General features: G+C 54.0%; 21 protein-coding genes. 8 read left to right on the top strand and 13 right to left on the bottom strand.

Annotated features, from left to right (window positions below; genetic code table 11):
* Positions 1-132: 132 nt before the first annotated feature.
* Positions 133-1,209: a hypothetical protein gene (locus ACKI61_RS08125; RefSeq protein WP_407457243.1), complete on the top strand. Its 1,077-nt coding sequence runs from the start codon at positions 133-135 to the stop codon at positions 1,207-1,209.
* On the opposite strand, the gene ACKI61_RS08120 is transcribed toward ACKI61_RS08125, so the two are convergent.
* From ACKI61_RS08120 to ACKI61_RS08060, 13 genes are all read right to left on the bottom strand, one after another.
* Positions 1,206-2,093 carry a hypothetical protein gene (locus ACKI61_RS08120; RefSeq protein ID WP_407457242.1) on the bottom strand — a complete coding sequence of 296 codons (888 nt, stop codon included), beginning with the start codon at positions 2,091-2,093 and terminating at the stop codon, positions 1,206-1,208. The genes ACKI61_RS08125 and ACKI61_RS08120 overlap by 4 nt on opposite strands.
* A gap of 3 nt (positions 2,094-2,096) precedes the next feature.
* Positions 2,097-4,487 (bottom strand): RNB domain-containing ribonuclease, encoded by a 2,391-nt coding sequence (locus ACKI61_RS08115; protein ID WP_407457241.1) that lies wholly within the window; start codon positions 4,485-4,487, stop codon positions 2,097-2,099.
* 1 nt (position 4,488) lies between these two features.
* Positions 4,489-5,232, bottom strand: coding sequence for a lysophospholipid acyltransferase family protein (locus tag ACKI61_RS08110; RefSeq protein WP_407457240.1), 744 nt, complete (start codon positions 5,230-5,232; stop codon positions 4,489-4,491).
* A 69-nt stretch (positions 5,233-5,301) separates the two neighbouring features.
* Entirely contained in the window at positions 5,302-6,369 is a 1,068-nt protein-coding gene (locus ACKI61_RS08105) for an acyltransferase (RefSeq protein ID WP_407457239.1), read from the bottom strand.
* Positions 6,370-6,384: 15 nt separating this feature from the next.
* Positions 6,385-7,389 carry a dihydroorotase gene (pyrC, locus tag ACKI61_RS08100; protein WP_407457238.1) on the bottom strand — a complete coding sequence of 335 codons (1,005 nt, stop codon included), beginning with the start codon at positions 7,387-7,389 and terminating at the stop codon, positions 6,385-6,387.
* Position 7,390: 1 nt separating this feature from the next.
* Entirely contained in the window at positions 7,391-8,206 is an 816-nt protein-coding gene (locus ACKI61_RS08095) for an ABC transporter ATP-binding protein (protein WP_407457237.1), read from the bottom strand.
* Positions 8,206-9,084: an MlaE family ABC transporter permease gene (locus tag ACKI61_RS08090; RefSeq protein ID WP_407457236.1), complete on the bottom strand. Its 879-nt coding sequence runs from the start codon at positions 9,082-9,084 to the stop codon at positions 8,206-8,208. Before ACKI61_RS08090 ends, ACKI61_RS08095 begins: the two co-directional genes overlap by 1 nt.
* Positions 9,068-9,769 (bottom strand): ribosome biogenesis GTP-binding protein YihA/YsxC, encoded by a 702-nt coding sequence (gene yihA / locus ACKI61_RS08085; protein WP_407457235.1) that lies wholly within the window; start codon positions 9,767-9,769, stop codon positions 9,068-9,070. Before yihA ends, ACKI61_RS08090 begins: the two co-directional genes overlap by 17 nt.
* Positions 9,766-10,362: a recombination mediator RecR gene (recR, locus tag ACKI61_RS08080; protein ID WP_407457234.1), complete on the bottom strand. Its 597-nt coding sequence runs from the start codon at positions 10,360-10,362 to the stop codon at positions 9,766-9,768. The genes yihA and recR overlap by 4 nt, the downstream gene beginning before the upstream one ends.
* Positions 10,352-11,587: an EAL and HDOD domain-containing protein gene (locus ACKI61_RS08075; protein WP_407457233.1), complete on the bottom strand. Its 1,236-nt coding sequence runs from the start codon at positions 11,585-11,587 to the stop codon at positions 10,352-10,354. The genes recR and ACKI61_RS08075 overlap by 11 nt, the downstream gene beginning before the upstream one ends.
* Positions 11,588-11,590: 3 nt before the next feature.
* On the bottom strand, positions 11,591-12,430 hold the full coding sequence (gene hisG, locus ACKI61_RS08070) for an ATP phosphoribosyltransferase (RefSeq protein ID WP_407457232.1): 840 nt from the start codon (positions 12,428-12,430) through the stop codon (positions 11,591-11,593).
* Positions 12,427-12,687, bottom strand: a complete 261-nt coding sequence (hisE, locus tag ACKI61_RS08065) for a phosphoribosyl-ATP diphosphatase (RefSeq protein WP_072812962.1) — start codon at positions 12,685-12,687, stop codon at positions 12,427-12,429. The genes hisG and hisE overlap by 4 nt, the downstream gene beginning before the upstream one ends.
* Positions 12,688-12,767: 80 nt before the next feature.
* Positions 12,768-13,856: a GGDEF domain-containing protein gene (locus tag ACKI61_RS08060; protein ID WP_407457231.1), complete on the bottom strand. Its 1,089-nt coding sequence runs from the start codon at positions 13,854-13,856 to the stop codon at positions 12,768-12,770.
* A 153-nt stretch (positions 13,857-14,009) separates the two neighbouring features.
* On the opposite strand from ACKI61_RS08060, the gene ACKI61_RS08055 reads away from it, so the two are divergent.
* The 7 genes from ACKI61_RS08055 to ACKI61_RS08025 form a co-directional block, all read left to right on the top strand.
* Complete coding sequence (locus tag ACKI61_RS08055) at positions 14,010-14,522, top strand: DivIVA domain-containing protein (protein WP_407457230.1); 513 nt, start codon at positions 14,010-14,012, stop codon at positions 14,520-14,522.
* Entirely contained in the window at positions 14,522-14,743 is a 222-nt protein-coding gene (locus ACKI61_RS08050) for a DUF167 domain-containing protein (protein WP_173566031.1), read from the top strand. The genes ACKI61_RS08055 and ACKI61_RS08050 overlap by 1 nt, the downstream gene beginning before the upstream one ends.
* Before the next feature lie 13 nt (positions 14,744-14,756).
* Positions 14,757-16,973 (top strand): HD-GYP domain-containing protein, encoded by a 2,217-nt coding sequence (locus ACKI61_RS08045; RefSeq protein WP_407457229.1) that lies wholly within the window; start codon positions 14,757-14,759, stop codon positions 16,971-16,973.
* A gap of 189 nt (positions 16,974-17,162) precedes the next feature.
* Positions 17,163-17,894, top strand: a complete 732-nt coding sequence (locus ACKI61_RS08040; RefSeq protein WP_407457228.1) for a glucose 1-dehydrogenase — start codon at positions 17,163-17,165, stop codon at positions 17,892-17,894.
* Entirely contained in the window at positions 17,891-18,337 is a 447-nt protein-coding gene (gene fabZ / locus ACKI61_RS08035) for a 3-hydroxyacyl-ACP dehydratase FabZ (RefSeq protein ID WP_407457227.1), read from the top strand. The genes ACKI61_RS08040 and fabZ overlap by 4 nt, the downstream gene beginning before the upstream one ends.
* 90 nt (positions 18,338-18,427) lie before the next feature.
* Entirely contained in the window at positions 18,428-19,174 is a 747-nt protein-coding gene (locus tag ACKI61_RS08030; RefSeq protein WP_407457226.1) for a lysophospholipid acyltransferase family protein, read from the top strand.
* A partial coding sequence (locus ACKI61_RS08025) for a patatin-like phospholipase family protein (protein ID WP_407457225.1) occupies positions 19,171-19,502 on the top strand: 332 nt, incomplete at its 3' end. The genes ACKI61_RS08030 and ACKI61_RS08025, both read left to right, overlap by 4 nt.

The raw sequence follows: 19,502 nt of genomic DNA, 5'->3' as shown, positions 1-19,502 counted from the left end.
CGTTTAGGGGAGAAGAACGCTTGCCGTTCCAGCAAAAATAGGTGACGGCAGTTACAGGGTTTTGCGGAAAGGCAATAGCCCCATTCATTTGCTCCCGAAAGAACCTATTTTAGGGGTGAAATGGGAGGAACTATGAAAATGCTCAAAAAAATATTGCCTGTATTCTGTGGAACGCTGCTGTCGTTGATGGCAGCCTGTTCTCTGGACGAAACGGCCACGGTGCTGCAGGGGACGGCTTGCGAAGATGTCCAGGAAGACTGCGCTACGGCAGAAAGTCCTGATGCGAAAAATCCAAATGCCGGAAATTCCAACGCCGAAGATCCCGGGCGCGAAAATCCCGATGCGCAGAATCCTCCTGCCGATGAGCCCGATTCATTGCAGAATAAAGATGCGCCTGTCGATTCGCTCGTAGCGTCAATCGATACGGTTATTGTCCGCGACACGCTGGTGGTTTACAAGGATACGGTCTACGACACTACCTATTCTACGGATTCCTACACGAGTTTTGTATATAGGGAAAACAAGACGGGTGTACTCGATACGGTCACACGGAATTCTCGGTTTATCGATTGCGAATTTAATGACGAAGCATTTAGCTGCCAATGGGTTGGCCAGGTCCTGGTTAACGAATACTCTTTTTACAGGATTACCGATTCAATTCTCGCACTTTATCCGTGCGGACAGATCGTTTCCGCGATTTATTATGCTTGCAAAACGGATACGGTCTACCACGACGCCTACCATAAGGAGGTCCTTGTAGCCACATCGGATACGACCTTCCTGAACTATGGAGATTCCCGAAAAACGGATTACATTCCGCCCGACTACATTTATATGCAGGGCGATCATCCGTTTGATTCTACCGAGATGCGCGCCTTCTTCGATACGCTGGATGTCCGCGATCCGGAGTGGGGTGGAAAGAATCATCTGACGGTAAGTTCTGAACTAACCTTTAAGGACTTTCCTCTTTTGGTGCTTAGTTTACGCCCCATGGGAATAAAGTTGGATTATAGCTTGTCGCGGTGGCCGCAGACTTACTACGCTGTAACGATTGGCTACAATTTTATGAACGAGTCCAAGCTGCAATCGGACACCACGGTCACGTGGACGTTGGGCTACACACACTACGAAAAAGGAATCGAAGAGACTGATTCCATCCAGGTGACGACATTCTTTAAGGTGGAGAAGGCTTCTTCGCTAGAAGACTAGTCTGCTTTGTGCGGGAGCACCTTCAATGCGGCATTCAGTACGGAAAGTTCGATTTTTCGGATGACTGCGCTTCTGCGTGGCCTCGGAAGCCACTCTTCTTTAAAGTCGGGCGCAAGGCCTGCATCCATGATCAGCTTGGAGTAATCAGTGCTTAGCGTTTTATAGGCACCGTGCCGCAGGAGTTTCGCCTTGTCATGGGCATTAAACTCTTTTTGCAGAAGTGCACGATGTATAAATCCGCCCCCCTGCGCAATAAGTTCGTGGTAGGACGAAAAATCGCATTGTTGCGTTCGGTAAAGGGGCGCGGTCTGCACCTCCGCTTCATCAAAGGCTCTGGCCAAGCCGAGTTCCCGAGCCAAGCGGGCTTCCATCATGGAGAGGTGTTCCTTGCTGGGTCTCGGTTCAGGTGTTTCGAGAAGATGCAGGTAGAAAGCGCCCTGTGCCTCTTGCTTTAGGTACAAGAAGAACGGTTGTAGGTGCGGACGGATCTCATCGCTCTGCGTGAGTGAAATGGCATCTGCGGAGTTCGATTCGGCGCGGCGAATGAATTTGTCGAAGTTGTTCTGGAAATAGATAATGCTGTCGTTCAGGAGCAACAGGCGAGTAATCGTGTTGAACTCGGCTAGATTGCTGCGCCCGTTGGCGATGTCTTTTAAAAAACGTCGATACATGGCGAAGTCATTCCCGTCCCCGTCGGTTAGGTAAAGCGTGATTTCGTTGTCTTCGAGGAACGACATCGTCTCGGCTGAAAGCGGGCGCTTGTTCGTGAGTAGTACGACGGTAAAGTCAGTCTCGGCGAGGTGCTTTAGCGCAAACTGAACATACCCGGGGAGATTTTCCCCGGTCTGGTAGCTGGCGTAGAGAATGATTTTACCGTTGGACATAGATTACCTTCTGCCGCCGCGTCCGCGGCTCTGGCTGCGACCGGCACCCTTGCGGGAGCCGCCCCTACGCGGCTTGCTTGCAACATGGAATCCTTCGCGGTCATCGCGGGATGCGCTACGAGAACTTCCGCCCTTGCCGCGAGAACTGCGGCCAGAACGTTCGAAGCTCGGAGCGTCGGAATCGAACCTGCCGCCGCGGGATTTTCCGCGACCGCCACGGTTCATGTGGCTGTGCGCCGAAACGAATTCCGGAACATCGTCGTCAAAGTCATTGTCGGGCTGGCTCACGTAGCCGAGGGCTTCCGCCGCGGCGGCGCGGTCAGCGCGTTCATGAACGTCGCGAGATTCTCCCTGACGGCGGCGCTTCTTCGGTTCGCTAGAGAGCTTTTCGATAATGCTGAAGTCCGCCTGACCGCGCAGCGGGTCTACCCGCAAAAGGCGCACCAGCACCTTGTCGCCGCGCCGGAACGTACGCCCGCTCTTCTTGCCGAAGGCGAGTCCCTGGTCTGGGTTGAATACGTAGAAGTCGTCGCCTGCGATATCGCGGAAACGCACCAGGCCTTCGGCGATGGGGTCTGCGATAGAAACGTAGATTCCCCATTCTTCGATGCCCGAGACAGTTGCCTCGAAGTCGTCGCCAATGTGGCTTTTCAAAATCCAGCAGCTGCACACCTTGATGGCGATGCGTTCGGTCTTCTGGTTCTTGACTTCGTTTGCCGAAATCAGGTCGCAGACTTCTATCACGCTGTTCTTGCGTTCGGCGGTAATTTCCTTGCCCTTGCGCGCCAGTTCGCGGTGGCACCACAAGTCGGCATAACGGCGAATCGGGCTCGTAAAGTGGGCGTAGTCCTGCCAGTTCAGCGCAAAGTGTCCGAAGCTGTTGCTGTCGTAATGCGCCTTCTGCATACTGCGCAGAATTCGGTTCGTAAGCGTCTCGTCGCCTTGGGCGCGCTTCACCAAATGCTCGTACAGCTTGAATGCCGTCGGGTTCAGGTTCGTGTCGCCGCTGCGGGGCTTGCCCAGGTCGCGCAACATCACCGGAGAATCCTTGAACAGGTCCGGGTACATGTAGTACAGTTCCATGATGTCCTTGGTGTCTGGCGCCTCGTGGATACGGTAAATGCCCTGGAGCTTGCGCTTCTTGAGTTCCTTCGCGCAGCAGTTGTTCGCAATAAGCATGCATTCTTCCACCCACGAATTCGATTCGTCGGTTACGCGCGGGTAAATCTTTTCCGGTTCACCTTTCTCGTTGAACTTGCAGCCGAATTCGGTGCTCTGGAATTCCAGCAGGCCGTCCTTGGTGCGGTTCTGCTTCAAAAGTGCGGTCACCTCGGCGAGCGCCTTGATGTCGTCGTCGCCGTTCTTCATCATTTCCATCGCCTGCTCGTAGGTGATGGACTTGGTAATCTTCACGATACTGCGGTGGAAATCCCAGCTGAGCACGTTCGCGTGCTTGTCGAGTTCCATCATGCAGGTGAATGCGCAGCGGTCCACGCCCTGGTGCAAGCTACAAACATTGCTCGAAAGCTTGTCCGGGAGCATCGGCACGGCGGTCCACGGCAGGTACTGCGTGTAGCTCCTTTCCAGAGCCTCTTCGTCGAGTTCGCTCCCTTCGGGTACGTAGTAGCTCACGTCGGCAATGTGCACGCCCAGCCTGTAGCCCTTGGGGGTGCGTTCCACGCTAATGGCGTCGTCGTGGTCCATGGCGCCTTCGGGGTCGATACAGAGAATCGTGAGCTGCCTGTAATCCACGCGGCCCTTGAAGTCCTTGCCGCACGGCTCCTTGACGCTGTCCACATACTTCTTGATAGCGGGGCTGAAGTCCTTGGGTAAGTTCGCGTCTTCCATGAACTTGGTCTTGACTTCGTCCCAGCTGATGTTCATGGCTTCGGCGCTGCGGTCGACCTTTGCCAAGTAGCTGTGCTTGAGTTTCGGGTGCGGGTACAGCGTAAAGCTGATGGTTTCGCCTTCCTTGCCCGGGGCCTGCCTGCGGTGGCACATCTCGTACACCTTGCCGGTTTCGAGTTCGTGTACTTCCCATTCTTCTTCGCCCGTCTGGTGGAGTATTCCGCGTTTTACGCGGGTCTCGGTAGACTTGTCGTTTTGGCGGCGGCTACGGGCACCTGGGCGACGGTTGTCTTCGGGGGACTGTTCCGCAATCTTCTTCACTCGCTTTTCGCGCTTTTCTTCGACGCTTTCGCCGTCTCCCAGCTGGTATTCCTTGTGGCTGGTGCGCTTCAAGAGGCCTCGGTCCACCATGTCGGCGAGCAGCTGCTTGAAAGCCATCTTCTGCTTCTTGGGGAGCCCGAGTGCGCTGCGCAGGCGGCTACCGACCATCGGTTCGTCGCGCAGTATTGCAATAATCTGATCTTCGCTAGGTAAATGCTGAGCCATACTAAGCCTCCTTTTGTGCCGCGGTGGCGGCTTCGGCTTGCCTGTAAGGCAGAGCCGATGAAATCATGTTGTGAATCTCGTCGCGCAGCTGCGTGGCGGATTTATTCTCAAAACTTTCGGGTGTCTGCAGCGGATGCACCACAATCTTCACGACACCCGGGGTCTGCGCCCACTTGGTCTTGGAAAGACGCTTGCCCGTATCCACAAGCGTCACCGGCAGGAGCGGAAACTTGTTTTCCTTGGCCATGCGGAAAATTCCGTTCTGGAACGGGAGCATGTGCCCGTCTGCGCTGCGGTGGCCTTCGGGGAACACCGAAATCGTCACGTTGTCTTCGAGGCGCTTTTTCACGACAGCGCCCATGCCCAGGTTCTTGCGCGGGTTCTTGTGTACGGGGATGCAGCCGATCTTGTTCAGCACCCAGCCGAATACGGGAATCTTCCAAAGTTCCGCCTTCGCAATGAACGAGGTCATGGTAATCGAGGGCCAAATGACGTTGATGTCCAAAAAGCTCTGGTGGTTCGCGACGAGTACGAATTTCTTGTGGTCCGGGATATTTTCCTTGCCTTCGATTTCGATCTTGATTCCGGATAGCTTGAAAAGTACATTGAAAAAAGGGATGCACACTCGGGTACTGTCTTCCCAGCGCCTGCAAAGCACTCCCTTGTAGAACATGAAAGGAATACCGACGACAAAAAGACCGACGGCGATAAACAAATAGTAAAAGATTGCACGGATAAAGGCCATAAGAATCCCAGATTATAGTTCTTCATATAATCTACATTATTTTATAGTGATGGAACTAAAAAAATGCGATTAAAGAGCGGAAACCGAAATTTCCCTATTCAGGATTTTAACCCGGTCAAATAGGGCGTTGACGGGACGAAGCAGTAGTGAGCAAACTTTGTCCCATAGCAGGGCGCACAGGAACGTGGATGCTATGCAAACGGTGAAGTGCGTAAGAAGCTGCGGAATTGAACCAGAAACGGCCGGTGCAAAGGGATAGGCATGAACGAACAGGGTGACGAAAAACGTGTGGATGATGAATATGCCCCATACGCTTCTGGCGATGCTGTTCACGATCCTGCTGTTGAAGTGGATGTTTTTGAACAGTAGAAATAGCGAGATGGCCTGCATGATTGCAAATATGTTGCAGTACGATATGGCCCTGCTGTGGTCGATGAACATCATGGCGCAAATGACTGCGGTGCAAAGGATGTAGCATAGCGCAGCAGGAATTGGTTTTAGGCCGGCCTTTTGATGGGCGATATAGCCGCCAATATAGTAGAGCAAGACGAAGTTTACCAGCGTGTAGCCGTTTCCGTTACCGTAGAGGGAAACGGCTGAGAACGATGCCTTGGTATTGAAAAGTGACGGCAGGCAGAAATCGGAGAGCGTCGGGACAATGGAGAAAAGGATGACCGCGATGCCTATGAACGTGTTGAGTCCCTTGTTAGATGTATGTCTAAAGACGAGATTCAAGAAGGGGGCTAGCAGGTAGGTGGCGCCATATAGCCACGCGTAGTAGTTGACGGGGCTTGCGCTAAGGAAAAAGTTTTTTAGGGTGAAGTTTCCACTTCCGATCGACAAGGCCAAATACGATAAGGCATTGTAGGCAATCAGCACGGTAAATAGGTAGACGACTTTTCGGACGTTGACGCTCTTCCGTTCGCTCAGGAAATATCCGGAGATGCAGAGGAAAGTGTTTACGGCACCGAGGGCGAGGGCCTCGATGCTGTACAGAAAGAACTTGTTGAAAAGGGGTGCGCTTTCGATATAGCTGAAGGCGCCGTGTCGATAGGGGGAGTTGTAGTGGAGCGCGAGGACGAAAAGAATCAGAATGATTCGGAGCAACTCGAAATTAGAAGCGCGAGACTCTTTCATAAGGGGCGCCCCTTACTATTGCTTCATTTTCCACTCGAGCGTCTGGCCTGCGGCAAGCGGCACCACTCCGTTCACGAGCGTGGGGACGGTCCACGATTCCTTGACGACTTCAATCTGCTTTTGGGTGCGCGGAATTCCGTAGAAGTCGGCGCCAAAGCCTGCGATGAAGTTCGGGAGCTTGTCCAGGTGACCGGCTTTTTCGAATTCCTGCACGAGCAGCGGAATGGCGACCGGTGCGCTGTAGACGCCCGCCGCCCCGCACGGACATTCCTTTTTCCCCAGCTGGTGCGGGGCGGAGTCCGTGCCGAGAAAGAACTTCGGATTCCCGCTGAAGGCGGCTTCGCGGATGGCGGCACGGTCTTCAGGCCGCTTAGGCAAGGGCTTGCAGAAATGGTGCGGCCTGAGGGCGTCCCCGACGACATCGTCGAGCGTCATCATCAGGTGGTGTACAGTGAAGGTCGCCGCCACGTTGGCGGGTAGCCTCTTGACCGCCTCGACCGACTTCGCAGAACTCAGGTGTTCAAATACAATCTTCAGCTTCGGAAATTTTTCGGCGAGCGTCTCGACTCGCTTGATGAATGCGGGCTCGCGGTCTAGGCAGAACTCGCCGGGCTCTTCGCCGTGCACGCACAGCACGAGCCCAAGCTTCTCCATCATCGCGACTACGGGAAAAACCGCCTCGAAATCGCTGATACCATCGGCGCTGTTCGTCGTGACTCCGGCGGGGTAGTACTTGCCTGCGACTACGCCTACTTCCATCATGTCCTTCAGGTCCTGCTCCGTGTAGCTTGGGTTCAACTTGAAGGTCATCAGTGGAACGAAATCGGCTCGAATGTCCTTCGCGGCGTCGAGAATCTGCGCCTTGTATTCGGCAATCGCCTTCGCTGACGTCATCGCGGGGATGGTGTTCGGCATAATGATGGCACGGCCAAACTGGGCTACAAGGTCGCGTACGTAGCCGGGCAAAAGTTCACCCTGTCGCAGGTGGGCATGAAAATCGTCGGGCAAAGGTAGGTACATATTAACCACTTGTGCGCAAGTCGCGGAAAAGTTCCTTGGAAATTTCGCTGTTGGAATTGAGCCAGTAGTCAAAAGACTTGGGCTCGGTCAGCCTTTTGCGGTGCAAAAAACAGATGTTGCAGTCGAGTTCCTTCGATATCATGAGGTCGTGCGTCACGATGATGATGGTCGTCTTGAACAGCGTACGCATGTTGTCGATCAGCGGCAGCAGGTTTCGGCGGTTGTAGTTGTCGAGCCCTGCGGTGGGTTCGTCCATCAAGAGGAGCTTCGGGTCCATGGCCCAGCTACGTGCGATGGCGACGCGCTTCTGCATGCCCATGCTGAGCATGTGCGGGAACAGGTCCGCCTCGTCGCGGACGCGCATCAGGTCCATGGCCATGTTAATCTTTTCTTCGATTTCGGCGGGTGAGCCCATCTTGTGGTAACGAAGCGGGAGCGCGATGTTGTCGCGCACCCTAAGGTTTGAAATCAGGGCTCCGTTCTGGAACACCATTCCCACCTGGCGCTTTGCCACTTCGAGTGCGGTAAGGCGTTCGGGCGGAATATATTCGCCGAAGTAGAAGATGTCGCCTTTTGTGGGGCGGACAAGCCCAGCGATGATTCGCAGCAGGGCGCTTTTTCCCTGACCGGATCCACCGCCGATGCAGAGGGTCTCGCCTCGCTTCACGACAAGATTCACGTCCGAAAAGAGTTCCTTTTGCGGGTCGGTCTCTTCGCCTCTAAAATAGCCCAGAGTCCTCGGCTTCGAGAACATTGCTCCTGCAATGTCCCTGTAGGCAAGGTGGACATCTTCCATTCTTAAGGCTTCGTCAAACATTAGATCAGCGTAGAGAGGTTGTTCATGTATTCAACAAAGTAGTATACCGAGAGGAACACGTCAGCAATAACGACATACAAGAAAGACTTGACGACCGACCGCGATGTCGCCTTGGGCACCTGGCGAACATCGCGCTGGATGTTCAGGGCCTGGTAGCAGGCGTTTGTCGTAATGATGGCGCCGAATACGAGCGGCTTCAAGATGACGAACACGAAGTCGGAAAGCGAAATGGCGTTCAGGATTTCGGTGCTCAGGTAGGTCCAGGTCAACTGAATGTTCAAGGCGTTTCCGCTAAGGAGGATCGCCCCCTTGGTGGTGAGGTATCCGACTACGATTGCGCTTGTGCTAAAGAAGATGTTCATGATGACCATCGCAATACAGCCACCGATTAGGCCTGGCATCACCAGGTAGCGCACGGGGTCTACACCCATGGTCGCAAGGGCGTCGACTTCGGAATTGATGACCATGCTTCCGATGTAGGTCGTGAGCGACGACCCGCTTCGGCCTGCAATCAGGAACGCCGTTAAAATGGGCCCCAGTTCGCGGATAATCACCACCACGATCAGGCTTCCGACAACATCGGAAAATCCCATCTTCCCCATCATGGTAATCACTTCGATAATGACGACGGTACCGAACAAGGTTGCAACGATAAACAGGATGGGGAAAACTTCGACACCCGTAAAGAATGTCTGCAGGATGATGTTTCTGGAATCGGTCTTGAAGCTGCGGTTATTGGAAAACAGACTGCCGATGGCCTTGAAGAACAATGCGGCCTGCTGACCCACCGGAAGATGCAACAGGAACAGTCCCAGGTTGTGGAACAACTTGGCGGGCGGTGTAAACCGATCCGAGTTTCTGTTAGCCCTTTTGATCATCCTGCTCTATCGCTTCCAAAATGTTCTGCCACAGCTGCTCCAACCCGAACTTTTTCAGGGAACTCACGCTCAGCGGGTTCTGGTCGAGACCGAATTTTTCCCGTATAGAGCGCAGCCCCTTCGAAAGTTCCGACTGGTTCGCCTTGTCGCGTTTGCTTGCAACGATCAGCACGGGACAGCCCGATGCGCGGATGTTTTCGACCGTCTCGATGTCGATGGCGTGTCCGCCGTGGCGAACGTCCACCAGATAGACGAGTCCCTTCAGGTCCTTGCACTTTTCCACGTATTCGCGGATAAAGTCCGCCATCTCGTCGCGCTTGCTGTTGCTGACCTTTGCGTAGCCTACACCAGGTAAATCTACTAGAAAAAACTGGTTGTTGACTTTGAAAAAATTCAATTCGCGGGTCTTTCCGGGGGTTCTTCCGACTTTGACGAGGTCTTTTCTGCCCATTAGGGCGTTCATCAGCGAAGATTTGCCCACGTTGGAGCGCCCGAGGAATGCGATTTGCGGCAGGCGTTCTTCGGGCAGATGCTTGATGCTTGTGGAACCCTTCACAAATTCTGCGGAGACAATCTTGTAGCCGCCCACCACCACGGGAGCATGGTGTTTCACTTTCGGCGGCAGGTTCGCCTTTAGCCCCTTCGCTATTTTCGGGGCCTGCATTTTTTTTCCTTCCGACATCATAAGCTGACTCTCCCTTCGAATGCGCGCAGCATGGTGACTTCGTCTACAAATTCAAGGTCTGAACCCATGGGAATGCCGCGGGCAAGGCGCGTGCGCTTGACGTTTATCCCTGCGAGCATTCGGTCGAGCATAAGGGCGGTGCTGTCGGCTTCGGGGCTCGAACCTAGGGCAAGGATCAGTTCCTCGATGTTTTCGTCCTTGATGCGGCGCACCAGGTCGGGCAGGTGCAGGTGTTCGGGGCCGATTCCGTCGAGGGGCGAAATGACGCCGCCCAGTACAAAGTAGGTCCCCTTGTAGATTCCCGAGCGTTCAAAGGGGATAATGTCGGAGCTTTTCTCGACGACGCAGATGGACTTGGCGCCTTCACGGGCCTTGCAAACGGGGCATAGGTCTTCGTCGGTGAAGGCGTAGCAGCGCGGACAGGGGTGGACCTTGTTCTTTGCATTGAGCAGGTTTGCCGAGAACCGCTCCACGTCGCCTGTACTTTTCGAAAGCACATGGTAGGCGAGGCGTCGGGCGGTCTTGTGCCCGATTCCAGGGAGCGACGAGAATTCCCCGATTAGCGCTTCAAGGCTTGCAGGCTCAATGTTCATTGCTAAAGTTGTAGGTTTCGTTGATGCAGAGTTTCAGCTGGGCAAAGTTCAGGCCGAGTTCCGAAAGGCTTGAGCGGATCGAGTCTTGGTCGTCAAGTTCCACGGCGTCGGCAAGGCGCAAAAGGGCTCCCAGTCGACCGCTTCTGTTGAGAAGCGCGTCCTGCATCTCGTCGTCAGCGGGGGCGTCGGGCAGGATCGTTTCGAGCGGGGCACGGACAAGTGCGTCCATGCGGCTGATGAGACCCGCCATGAAGGCCTTCGCGCAGAAGTCGTCGTTGTCGTTGTCGATGGTACGGGCCAAACTTTCCAGGAACTTGGCTCGGTGGGTTGCGTTCTGGAACAAGGGAGAACTCTGCGGAGTCATGCCGAGTTCGGGGCGTGCGTACAGCATGAGCATCAGCCATTCCTGGATGCGGCTCATACCGACCCAGACGATTGCTTCCTTGATGGAGTTTATGCGGCTGTGCCGGATCTGTGCATCGGAGTTTACGAATCGAAGCAGGTTCTGGGCGATGTCTTCGTGCTGCTGCAGATGTTCGCACAGGTCTTCGAGGCTCGGCCGCGACTTGATGCAGAGCAGAAGCTGAAGAATGGTCGCCGACGTGGCGTCGATCTTTCTGCCCGTGACAAGTTCTGGCTTTGCAAAGAAGAACCCCTGGAAATAGTCGTAGCCCGCTTCCTCGCAGCGTTTGAAGGTTGCTTCGTCTTCGACCTTTTCGGCGAGGAGCTTTACACCCATCGTCTTGAAGAAAGTCGCTGCGGTTGCCATGGACTGAAGCGAATTGTCCACGACATCCATCTTCACGTAGCTGATGTAGGGGAACAGCGGCTTGAACCGGGTGATGAACTCCTCGTTGAAGATGAAGTCGTCCAGGGCGAGCTCAAAGCCGAGCGCCCTGTAGCGCTGGACTGCCTTGACGATTGCATCGTCCACTTCGACATCCTCGAGAATCTCGAGTACGAAATACTTGGGGTTTAAAAGCCCGAACAGGTTGTCGAGCAGCATGTTCTTGCTGCAGTTCACGAACGCCTTGTTCTTGCCGATCAGGCGCTGGATGCCGATGTTGTTCAGCACGTTCTCGAGCACCTGCGCCGTTGCAAGGACATCGCTTGCAATAATCGCGATGTCGCTTTCGGGGGAATCGCGGAACAAAAGCTCGTAGGCGTAAATCTTGCCTTCCCGGTCAAGAATGGGCTGGCGTGCTAAATAAGCGAGAGAGTTCATGGTCTAGATGCGGGCGCTCTTGATACCGAACAGGAGAATGCTGCGAGCGCCTGCGTCCCAGAGCTTGTCCATGATGGAATTGGCTTCTTCCTGCGGGACCATGGCCTTCACGGAGTACCATTCACGGCCGTGCAGCTTGGTCACCGTCGGGGCGTCGAGACCCGGGGTCAGTTCGCAGGCCTTCTGCAAGAGCTCGGCGGGGCAGTCGTACTCGATCATCATGTACGACTGGGCCACAAGCTTGCCCTCGATGCGGCGGATCAGTGTGTTAACTTCTTCAAGTTCGGTCTTCTGCGGGTTGCAGAACAGGGCGGCGTTGCTCCTGAAGAGTGGTTCGCCCACGATGCGAAGTCCTGCCTGCTTGAGCGTCGTACCGGTTTCCACCACGTCGACGATGGCGTCGGCCACACCCAGGCTCACCGAAATTTCGACGGCACCTTCGAGCACCACGAAATCCATCGGCTTCTTGTAGTAGCCTTCGACGATGTTCGGGAAGCTGGTGGCGATGGTCGAGTTCTTGAGTTCATCGAGAGACTGCACCGGGCTTTCGTTTGGCACGGCAGCGCACATCTTGGATGCGCCAAAGGGAAGATCCAGCACCTTGACGGCCGGGCTCTTGGCTTCGGCATTGAAGTCGATACCCGTGATGCCTGCGTCGATAATGCCGCGGCCCACGTACATGGGAATGTCGCTGGGGCGCAGGAAGAAGAACTCGATTCCGTTCTTGGTATCGAGCTGGGTCAAAGTCTTGTAGGGCTTGGAAGCCTTGTAGCCGCAGGCCTTCAAAAGTTCCTGGGTGGGCTCAAAAAGCATGCCCTTGTTCGGGAGAGCTACCTTGATCATAGTTTAGCGTACACCTCTTCGAGAGTTAAGCCTTTTTCGGCCATCATCACGGCCACGTAGTAGAGCACCTGGGAAAGTTCAAGGCACTGGGCGTCGCGGCTTTCGAAGCGTGCGGCCTGCCAGCTTTCGGCGGCTTCTTCCACGAGCTTCTTGCCGATGGCGTGCGGCCCCTTCTTGAAAAGTTCCGTAGTTCCCTTGCCTTCGGGCATTTCCTTTTTGCGCTGGCATGCCAGGGCGTACATTTCTTCAAATGTCATAATGGACCTCTTAAATTTTTTACGGATGTAAAGATAGAAAAAGAGCCGTAACGAAAAATCCCTGCCGTGCAGGGATTCCGTTAATTTTCCACCATGTTGCGGATTTGGTTCTTGCCCTGTTTCTTGGCGGATGCCACTAGTTCGTCTACCTTGAACAGCAACTGCTTTACATCGGTAATCGCCTTGCTGTTGCAGGGAATGAGCCCACCGCTTACCGTGACGTTTACCGCGACGGATTTTTCGAAGTGCATTTGTCGAACGGCCTTGCGGAACGATTCCACCTTGGCGTAGGCTTCGACTTCGGAACCGGCGTTGATTACATACATGTACTTTTCGCAACCGAAACGTGCGACGCATTCGCCGGTGGCCTGGTCTTCGTAACGTTGCAGGGCCTTGCCCACGGTGCAGATGATGTGGTCGCCGAAGTCGTTTCCGCAGGAACAGTTAACTTGTTTGAAATTGTCTAGGTCCAGCATGGCGAGGTAGTAGTCGTTACGGCGCTTCCATACAAAGTTTTCGAGATACTGCAACAGGTAGCGCCTGTTGTAGAGCCCCGTGAGTGGGTCGTGCGTCGAAAGGTAGTCGAGTTTCGCGATGAGCCGTGCGTTCTTTTCGCGTTCGTCGGCGTAGGCCATTAGGGAGAGCGAACCCACTGCAAATAACGTGATGCCGGTCAGGAAAATGGTCACGATGAAGTCGAGGTACGAAGCGTCCCTGTCAAGTGTTGTAAATACCATGTCGGGGTTGACCCAAGAAAGGTACACGACAACCATCTGAATCACCATCGATATGATGAATGCGGCGATTTTTGCCTTGCCCCGAGCGGCGAGCGCGATGAGGGCCATCGAGGTGATGCAGTACAGGGGCATGCCGCTGGTGATTCCGCCGCAGAACAGGAACAGGAGCGGCAGGAGAAAGCAGCTGAGCATGCAGCACATGACCAGGTAACACTGGTTGTAAAGGGCCGACTTGACAGCGATGAACGCGATGACAAAGCAAAGGGCTGCGCAACCGAGGCTTGCAAGCGAGGCTGCGATGTTGAACCCTTCAAAAACCGTAAAAATGGCAGAAAAAGTCGCAACGATGGTCACAACTACCAAAATAGACCAGAACATCTTGCGTTCTAGCGTATCCTGAGCTTTCCAGAATTTTTTGATAGCCTTGACCATATACTGATAATATAGCTTGAAAATGGGGTGTATAAAAAGATATTTCGGCTTTTTTAATCTTATTTTTTGATGACCAGCTTGGATTCATTTTCAAGTTTTTATATTTCAAATGGTTAATAACGGCTGAAATAGGCTTTTTTTGCAGGTATTCGTATGGAACTTACACCCTTGGATATTCGAAACCAGACTTTCCACAAGAAGAATTTTGGCGGCGTAGACCCCGAAGAGGTCAAGGCGTTTTTGGAAACGGCCGCGGGCGCGTTCGAGCAGATGTCCAGAGACCGGACGGACCTGACCGAAAGGCTCAAGGTGGCCGAAGAACGCGTGAATTACTACCGCCAGATCGAAAAGACCATACAGGATGCCGTTGTCACCATGCAGCGCACCGTTGACGAAGTCAAGGCGTCTGCCGAAAAGGAAGCCGAACTCATCGTCGCCGAGGCGAAGGCCCGTGCGGTCCGCGAGGTGGAATCCACCAAGAAGGAAGCCGAAGAGCTCCGCATGGAAATCGAGCAGCTCAAGCAGCTGCGAACGAACTACTTTATCCGCTGCCGCGCCCTGATCAAGGGGCAGGAAGACCTGCTTTCCGCCATGGAAAACGACCAGCGAATGCAAGAAGAACTGAGAGCTCGCCCGTCGGCTCCCCAAGGAAATGTGCTAGCCTGATGAAGATCAATATCAAGGTACATGCTAGAAGCAAGCGCGAAAGCGTCGTGAAGCAGCCCGACGGCAGCTACAAGGTCGAGGTGAAGGCCCCGCCTGTAGATGGTGCCGCAAACGAGGCTATTTGCGAACTTTTGGCATCGCACTTTGGGGTTCACAAAAGGGACGTGTCTGTGGTGACGGGGGCCACCAACAATAAAAAGGTTGTGGAAATCGTAATGTAGAAGCAGGTGTGGTATGAAGGTGTTTGATTATCGAAACCATCCGACATTAGTGTCTGCGTTTCTGTTGATCGTGACGGGAATTCTCTTGAACGTGATTCCTGCCCGCATCGCCCTGGCCTTGGGGATTCCCCTTTACCTGGACTGCACCGGAACGATTATAACCGCGATGCTCGGCGGAAACCTTCCCGCCGTGATAGTGGGCTTTGCGTCAAATGCCATCAACGGGATCTCCGAGCCCGAGACCATGTACTACGGGGTCATCAGCATCTTGATTGCGGCTGTGGCGACCTTCTATTACCATCAACGCTTTTTCACGAACATTCCTAGGCTCTTTGTCGTCATTGTGTCGTTTGCCGTTATCGGTGGCGGCGTCGGTTCGCTCTTTACCTATTTCCTTTACGGGCTGAATTTCGGTCAGGGCGTGACCGCTCCCTTTGCAAACGCTTTCCACGAGGTGTTCGGCTACAGCAAGTTCGTGTCGCAACTCCTCGCGGACATCATCATCGATGTGTTTGACAAGGGCGCTGTGGTTGTCGCCGCCGTATTCCTGTTCCGCTTTATCCCGCGGCGCCTAAAGAACCATTTGAACAAGGTGTTCCTGCGCGACTCGAGCAACAGCCACGCGAAGAAGACCGTGAAACATTCCTTGTTGCACAAGGTGGTGGTGCTGATTATTTTTGCTCAGGTGCTCCTGGGAGCGCTAGCCTGTACCATTGGTTTCTTCCTCTACCGCGACAACTCCATCAAGAGATTCGTGGACATTGCGACCGGCGTGACTCATGCGGCGTCCCGCGTTGTGGATGCCGACCGTGTCGAAGAATACATCGCGATGGGGGACAGTGCCGAAGAATACAAGATGATCGAGAGCATCTTGTTTGGCATTCGTGAAAGTTTCCCGCAGACAAGGTTCCTCTACATCTATAAGATCGAAAGAGACGGCTGCCATGTGGTGTTCGACCTGGATGCCGAAGGGGAACCGGGAGGATACGCAGGAGAAATTATTCCGTTCGATCCGTCGTTCGAGCCCTACTTGCCGACGCTTTTTGCCGGTGGTACCATCGATCCGATTATTTCGGACGACCAGTTCGGCTGGCTACTCACGGTGTACACTCCGCTTAAGAATTCGAGCGGACGGACCGTTGCCTATGTGGCTGCAGACATTGACATGACGGAAATTTCCGCCGACGAGGCCATGTTCTTCATCAAGATGCTTTCGCTGTTCTTTGGCCTTTCGATTATCATCATGAGCGTCATTATCGAACTGGTGAACCGCGGCGTTGTGATTCCCGTGAACCGCATGGCTACGGCGGCGATGAAGTTCTCTGGAACGACCATGATCGCAAGCTCCATGGATAACGAAATGGTGAACCTCGAGCAGATTAAGCTTGCGGCAGACCGCGTGGTCGACCTGAAGATCCAGTCTCTCGACGAAATTGGAAACCTTTACGATTCTCTGCAGGCGATGGCCACCGACACCTACAATTTTATTTCGCAGGTGCAGGGGCAGGCGGAACGAATCCGCAGGATGCAGGAAGTGATTATTATGGAATTCGCTGAAGTCGTCGAAGCCCGCGACAAGAGCACCGGTAATCATATTAAGAAGACTGCCGCCTATGTGGAAGCCTTGGCCGAACAGCTCAAGAAAGAAGGCAAGTTCTCCGACGTGCTTACCGAAGAGTTTGTGCAGAAACTCAAGCGCGCAGCTCCTCTCCACGACATCGGAAAGATTGCCGTGTCCGACTTGATCTTGAACAAGCCGGGCAAGCTCACCGACGAAGAGTTCGGCATCATGAAGAGCCACACCACCGAAGGTTGGAAAATCCTTACGAAGATGGTAGAAGATGCGGGCGATACCATCGATGCAAATTACCTGAACGAGTCGATAGACATGGCCCACTACCACCACGAGAAGTGGGACGGCACGGGTTATCCGACAGGAATCAAGGGCGAAGACATCCCGCTGTCTGCAAGAATTATGGCGGTGGCCGATGTGTTCGATGCACTGGTCGCCGAACGAGTATACAAGAAGCCCTTTACCTACGAGAAGGCGATGGCGATCATTACCGAAGGAGCGGGCAGACATTTCGACCCGGAAATTGTCGAAACATTCACGCATATATCTGAGAAGCTCTACAGCGAAAGGACGAGGCTTGATCAGTCCGGCTCCGAAGCGAGCATCGAACTTGATAAATCCACGGCTCCAGAAAAGAGTGACGCCCCGAAGTCGTAGAGAACAGGGGTGAAACGCTTGTCTGTAGGTGGCGGAGCCTTGTACCCGGCTATTTTGAACAAATGAACTGTCATTTCGCCCCTTGATTTTGTATTTTTGTCGCTTTTGTGATTGGTTGGGAAGGCCGTTTCCGTTTTTTTTGTTAAATTTGCGATGAAAAATAAACTGAAACGAACTGTGGGAGGACCTATGAAAGTTGCTTTGGTTACAGGTGCATCGAAGGGAATCGGCAAGGCTTGTGCCTTGCGTCTTGCTCGCGATGGCTACACGGTTGTGGTGAACTACTCCAGTTCCGACGAGGCTGCTCAGCAGACTTTGGACCAGATTAAGGCCGAAGGTGGCGACGGCATGATTTACAAAGCCAATGTGGCCGACCTTTCCCAGGTAAAGGTCATGGTTCGCGAAGTATTCAAGGCTTACGGCCGCATTGACGTGCTGGTGAACAACGCAGGCATTGTCCGCGATGAATACCTGATGATGATGAATCCCGAAACCTTGGACAAGTGCTTCGACCTGAACGTGAAGGGTTACTTCTATTGCGCACAGCAGGTGGCCGTGAAGATGTACAAGCAGAAGTCCGGCGTGATCATCAACATGAGTTCCGTGTCTTCGAAGTTCGCTCTCGCGGGTCAGGCTGTCTACAGTGCCACGAAGGGTGCCGTGAATTCGCTGACCCAGACGCTAGCCAAGGAACTGGGCGGTTTCGGTATCCGCGTGAATGCCGTGGCTCCGGGCTTTATCGCGACAGATATGATCGAAGCGATTCCCGAAGAGACCCGCAAGGGCTACCTTGAAAAGATTCCGCTCAAGCGCTTCGGTTCTGCCGACGAAGTCGCAAACATCGTGTCTGCCTTGGCCTCTGACCAGTTCGCTTATGTGACCGGCCAGGTGTTCGTGCTCGACGGAGGACTTTCCCTATGATGAACATTTACGAAATCAGCGAAAAGATTGCACAGCGCCCGCCGTTCCAGATGATCGAGAAAGTCACGGAACTCGTGCCGAACGAATCCGCTACCGGCATCAAGAACGTGAGCGTGAACGAACCGTACTTCATGGGACACTTCCCGGGCACTCCGATTATGCCGGGTGTCCTCATTTGCGAAGCATGCGCACAGCTCTGCTCCCTCGTTATCGAGAAGCCCGCGGAAGATTTGGAAAAGAACCTCTACGTGCTTTTGAAGATTGACGGGTTCAAGTTCGTGAAGCCGGTAATTCCCGGCGACCAGCTCGAAATTACCGTGAATAAGACGAAGGGCGGTGGCGTTCTCGTTGGTTTTGACTGCATCGTGAAGGTGAACGGCAACGTGCATGCGAAGGGCGCCTTGACCTTTACGTCCATCCCGAAAGAATCTCTAGGTAAATAAGTAGATGTCATCCCCGCGAAGGCGGGGATCTCCCTTTAGAACGTAATGTCTGCGATTAGTAAGAAAAAGAATCCTTTGTTTGAATTTTTTATGCAGTTCGTCATGGTGGTCGTGATATACACCGTGCGCGTTTACCTGCTGGTGGCGTACCGCCCGAAGATTACTTTTGCGGGTTCGGTAAAGTCCCCGCGGCTCAAGACGCCTTCGGTTATTATCGCGAACCATACCAGCATGTGGGACCCCCTCATGATGCTTGCCATCTTTTTCCACAAGAAGAGCATCGTGGTGGCGAAGGATCAGGTGGAAGACCCGCATTTCAGCTGGGCTTTGACGCGCGTCAAGTGCGTGGTTCCCTGCGACCGCTTTAACCTGGATACCGAATGGGCGCTGCTAGCGAAGCGCGAACTCGAAAAGGGGAACAACGTCATTATTTTCCCCGAGGGCAAGTGCCGTTACGATGGCCTGCTGAACGAATTCAAGACGGGCTTTGCTTTCCTTGCGCGCAGTACGGGCGCTCCCGTGCTTTCGGTGGGCCTTGAAGGTGTGTACAAGATAGGGCACCGCACCCGCATAGTCGTGGGTGAGCCCGAAAAAATCGAGCGCGTGAAGGGCATACCTTCTTCGAAGCATCTGGCCGAACGCAGTGAGTATTTCCGCCAGAAGGTCTGGACGCTCAAGCAGAAGGCTCTTGGCGTTGCAGAACCTCCGGTTTTGCCGGTGGCGGCGGAAACTCCGTCCGAACAGATCCCCACCTTGGTGGCCATGCGCACTAAAGAGCAAAGCTCTAAGTGCTGTCCGCCCGGTCAGGCCGGGGATGACAATAGGGGGAATGCGTGAAAACGGGTTTGGTGCTGGAAGGAGGCTCGCGCCAGACGATGTTCAGCGCAGGAGTGCTGGACACCTGGTTCGACGAGGGTATAGACTTCAATTACGTTGCGGGCGTTTCCGCCGGTGCGCACGCGGCGGTGAACTTCATTACCCGCCAGCAGGGAAGGCTCAAGTTTATCGTTCTCCCGACACGCCTGCAAGAGGGCAAAAAATGGGCGAGCAAGTTTATCGGAATCCAGAAGGAATTTCACGCATTGAATTACCTCGCGGCCGACGGCAAGATGCCGCTCGATTTCGAGGCCTACCGGAATTCCAAGATTGAATTCGAAATCGGTCT

The sequence above is a fragment of the Fibrobacter sp. genome (assembly GCF_045601785.1).
Classification (GTDB): domain Bacteria; phylum Fibrobacterota; class Fibrobacteria; order Fibrobacterales; family Fibrobacteraceae; genus Fibrobacter.
This window is presented reverse-complemented; position numbering and strand designations above follow the sequence as displayed.

Excerpts from the sequence above, each read along its gene's own strand:
- ACKI61_RS08125 (WP_407457243.1), top strand. The coding sequence starts at position 133 with ATGAAAATGCTCAAAAAAATATTGCCTGTATTCTGTGGAACGCTGCTG.
- ACKI61_RS08120 (WP_407457242.1), bottom strand. The coding sequence starts at position 2,093 with ATGTCCAACGGTAAAATCATTCTCTACGCCAGCTACCAGACCGGGGAA.
- ACKI61_RS08115 (WP_407457241.1), bottom strand. The coding sequence starts at position 4,487 with ATGGCTCAGCATTTACCTAGCGAAGATCAGATTATTGCAATACTGCGC.
- ACKI61_RS08110 (WP_407457240.1), bottom strand. The coding sequence starts at position 5,232 with ATGGCCTTTATCCGTGCAATCTTTTACTATTTGTTTATCGCCGTCGGT.
- ACKI61_RS08105 (WP_407457239.1), bottom strand. The coding sequence starts at position 6,369 with ATGAAAGAGTCTCGCGCTTCTAATTTCGAGTTGCTCCGAATCATTCTG.
- pyrC (WP_407457238.1), bottom strand. The coding sequence starts at position 7,389 with ATGTACCTACCTTTGCCCGACGATTTTCATGCCCACCTGCGACAGGGT.
- ACKI61_RS08095 (WP_407457237.1), bottom strand. The coding sequence starts at position 8,206 with ATGTTTGACGAAGCCTTAAGAATGGAAGATGTCCACCTTGCCTACAGG.
- ACKI61_RS08090 (WP_407457236.1), bottom strand. The coding sequence starts at position 9,084 with ATGATCAAAAGGGCTAACAGAAACTCGGATCGGTTTACACCGCCCGCC.
- yihA (WP_407457235.1), bottom strand. The coding sequence starts at position 9,769 with ATGATGTCGGAAGGAAAAAAAATGCAGGCCCCGAAAATAGCGAAGGGG.
- recR (WP_407457234.1), bottom strand. The coding sequence starts at position 10,362 with ATGAACATTGAGCCTGCAAGCCTTGAAGCGCTAATCGGGGAATTCTCG.
- ACKI61_RS08075 (WP_407457233.1), bottom strand. The coding sequence starts at position 11,587 with ATGAACTCTCTCGCTTATTTAGCACGCCAGCCCATTCTTGACCGGGAA.
- hisG (WP_407457232.1), bottom strand. The coding sequence starts at position 12,430 with ATGATCAAGGTAGCTCTCCCGAACAAGGGCATGCTTTTTGAGCCCACC.
- hisE (WP_072812962.1), bottom strand. The coding sequence starts at position 12,687 with ATGACATTTGAAGAAATGTACGCCCTGGCATGCCAGCGCAAAAAGGAA.
- ACKI61_RS08060 (WP_407457231.1), bottom strand. The coding sequence starts at position 13,856 with ATGGTCAAGGCTATCAAAAAATTCTGGAAAGCTCAGGATACGCTAGAA.
- ACKI61_RS08055 (WP_407457230.1), top strand. The coding sequence starts at position 14,010 with ATGGAACTTACACCCTTGGATATTCGAAACCAGACTTTCCACAAGAAG.
- ACKI61_RS08050 (WP_173566031.1), top strand. The coding sequence starts at position 14,522 with ATGAAGATCAATATCAAGGTACATGCTAGAAGCAAGCGCGAAAGCGTC.
- ACKI61_RS08045 (WP_407457229.1), top strand. The coding sequence starts at position 14,757 with ATGAAGGTGTTTGATTATCGAAACCATCCGACATTAGTGTCTGCGTTT.
- ACKI61_RS08040 (WP_407457228.1), top strand. The coding sequence starts at position 17,163 with ATGAAAGTTGCTTTGGTTACAGGTGCATCGAAGGGAATCGGCAAGGCT.
- fabZ (WP_407457227.1), top strand. The coding sequence starts at position 17,891 with ATGATGAACATTTACGAAATCAGCGAAAAGATTGCACAGCGCCCGCCG.
- ACKI61_RS08030 (WP_407457226.1), top strand. The coding sequence starts at position 18,428 with ATGCAGTTCGTCATGGTGGTCGTGATATACACCGTGCGCGTTTACCTG.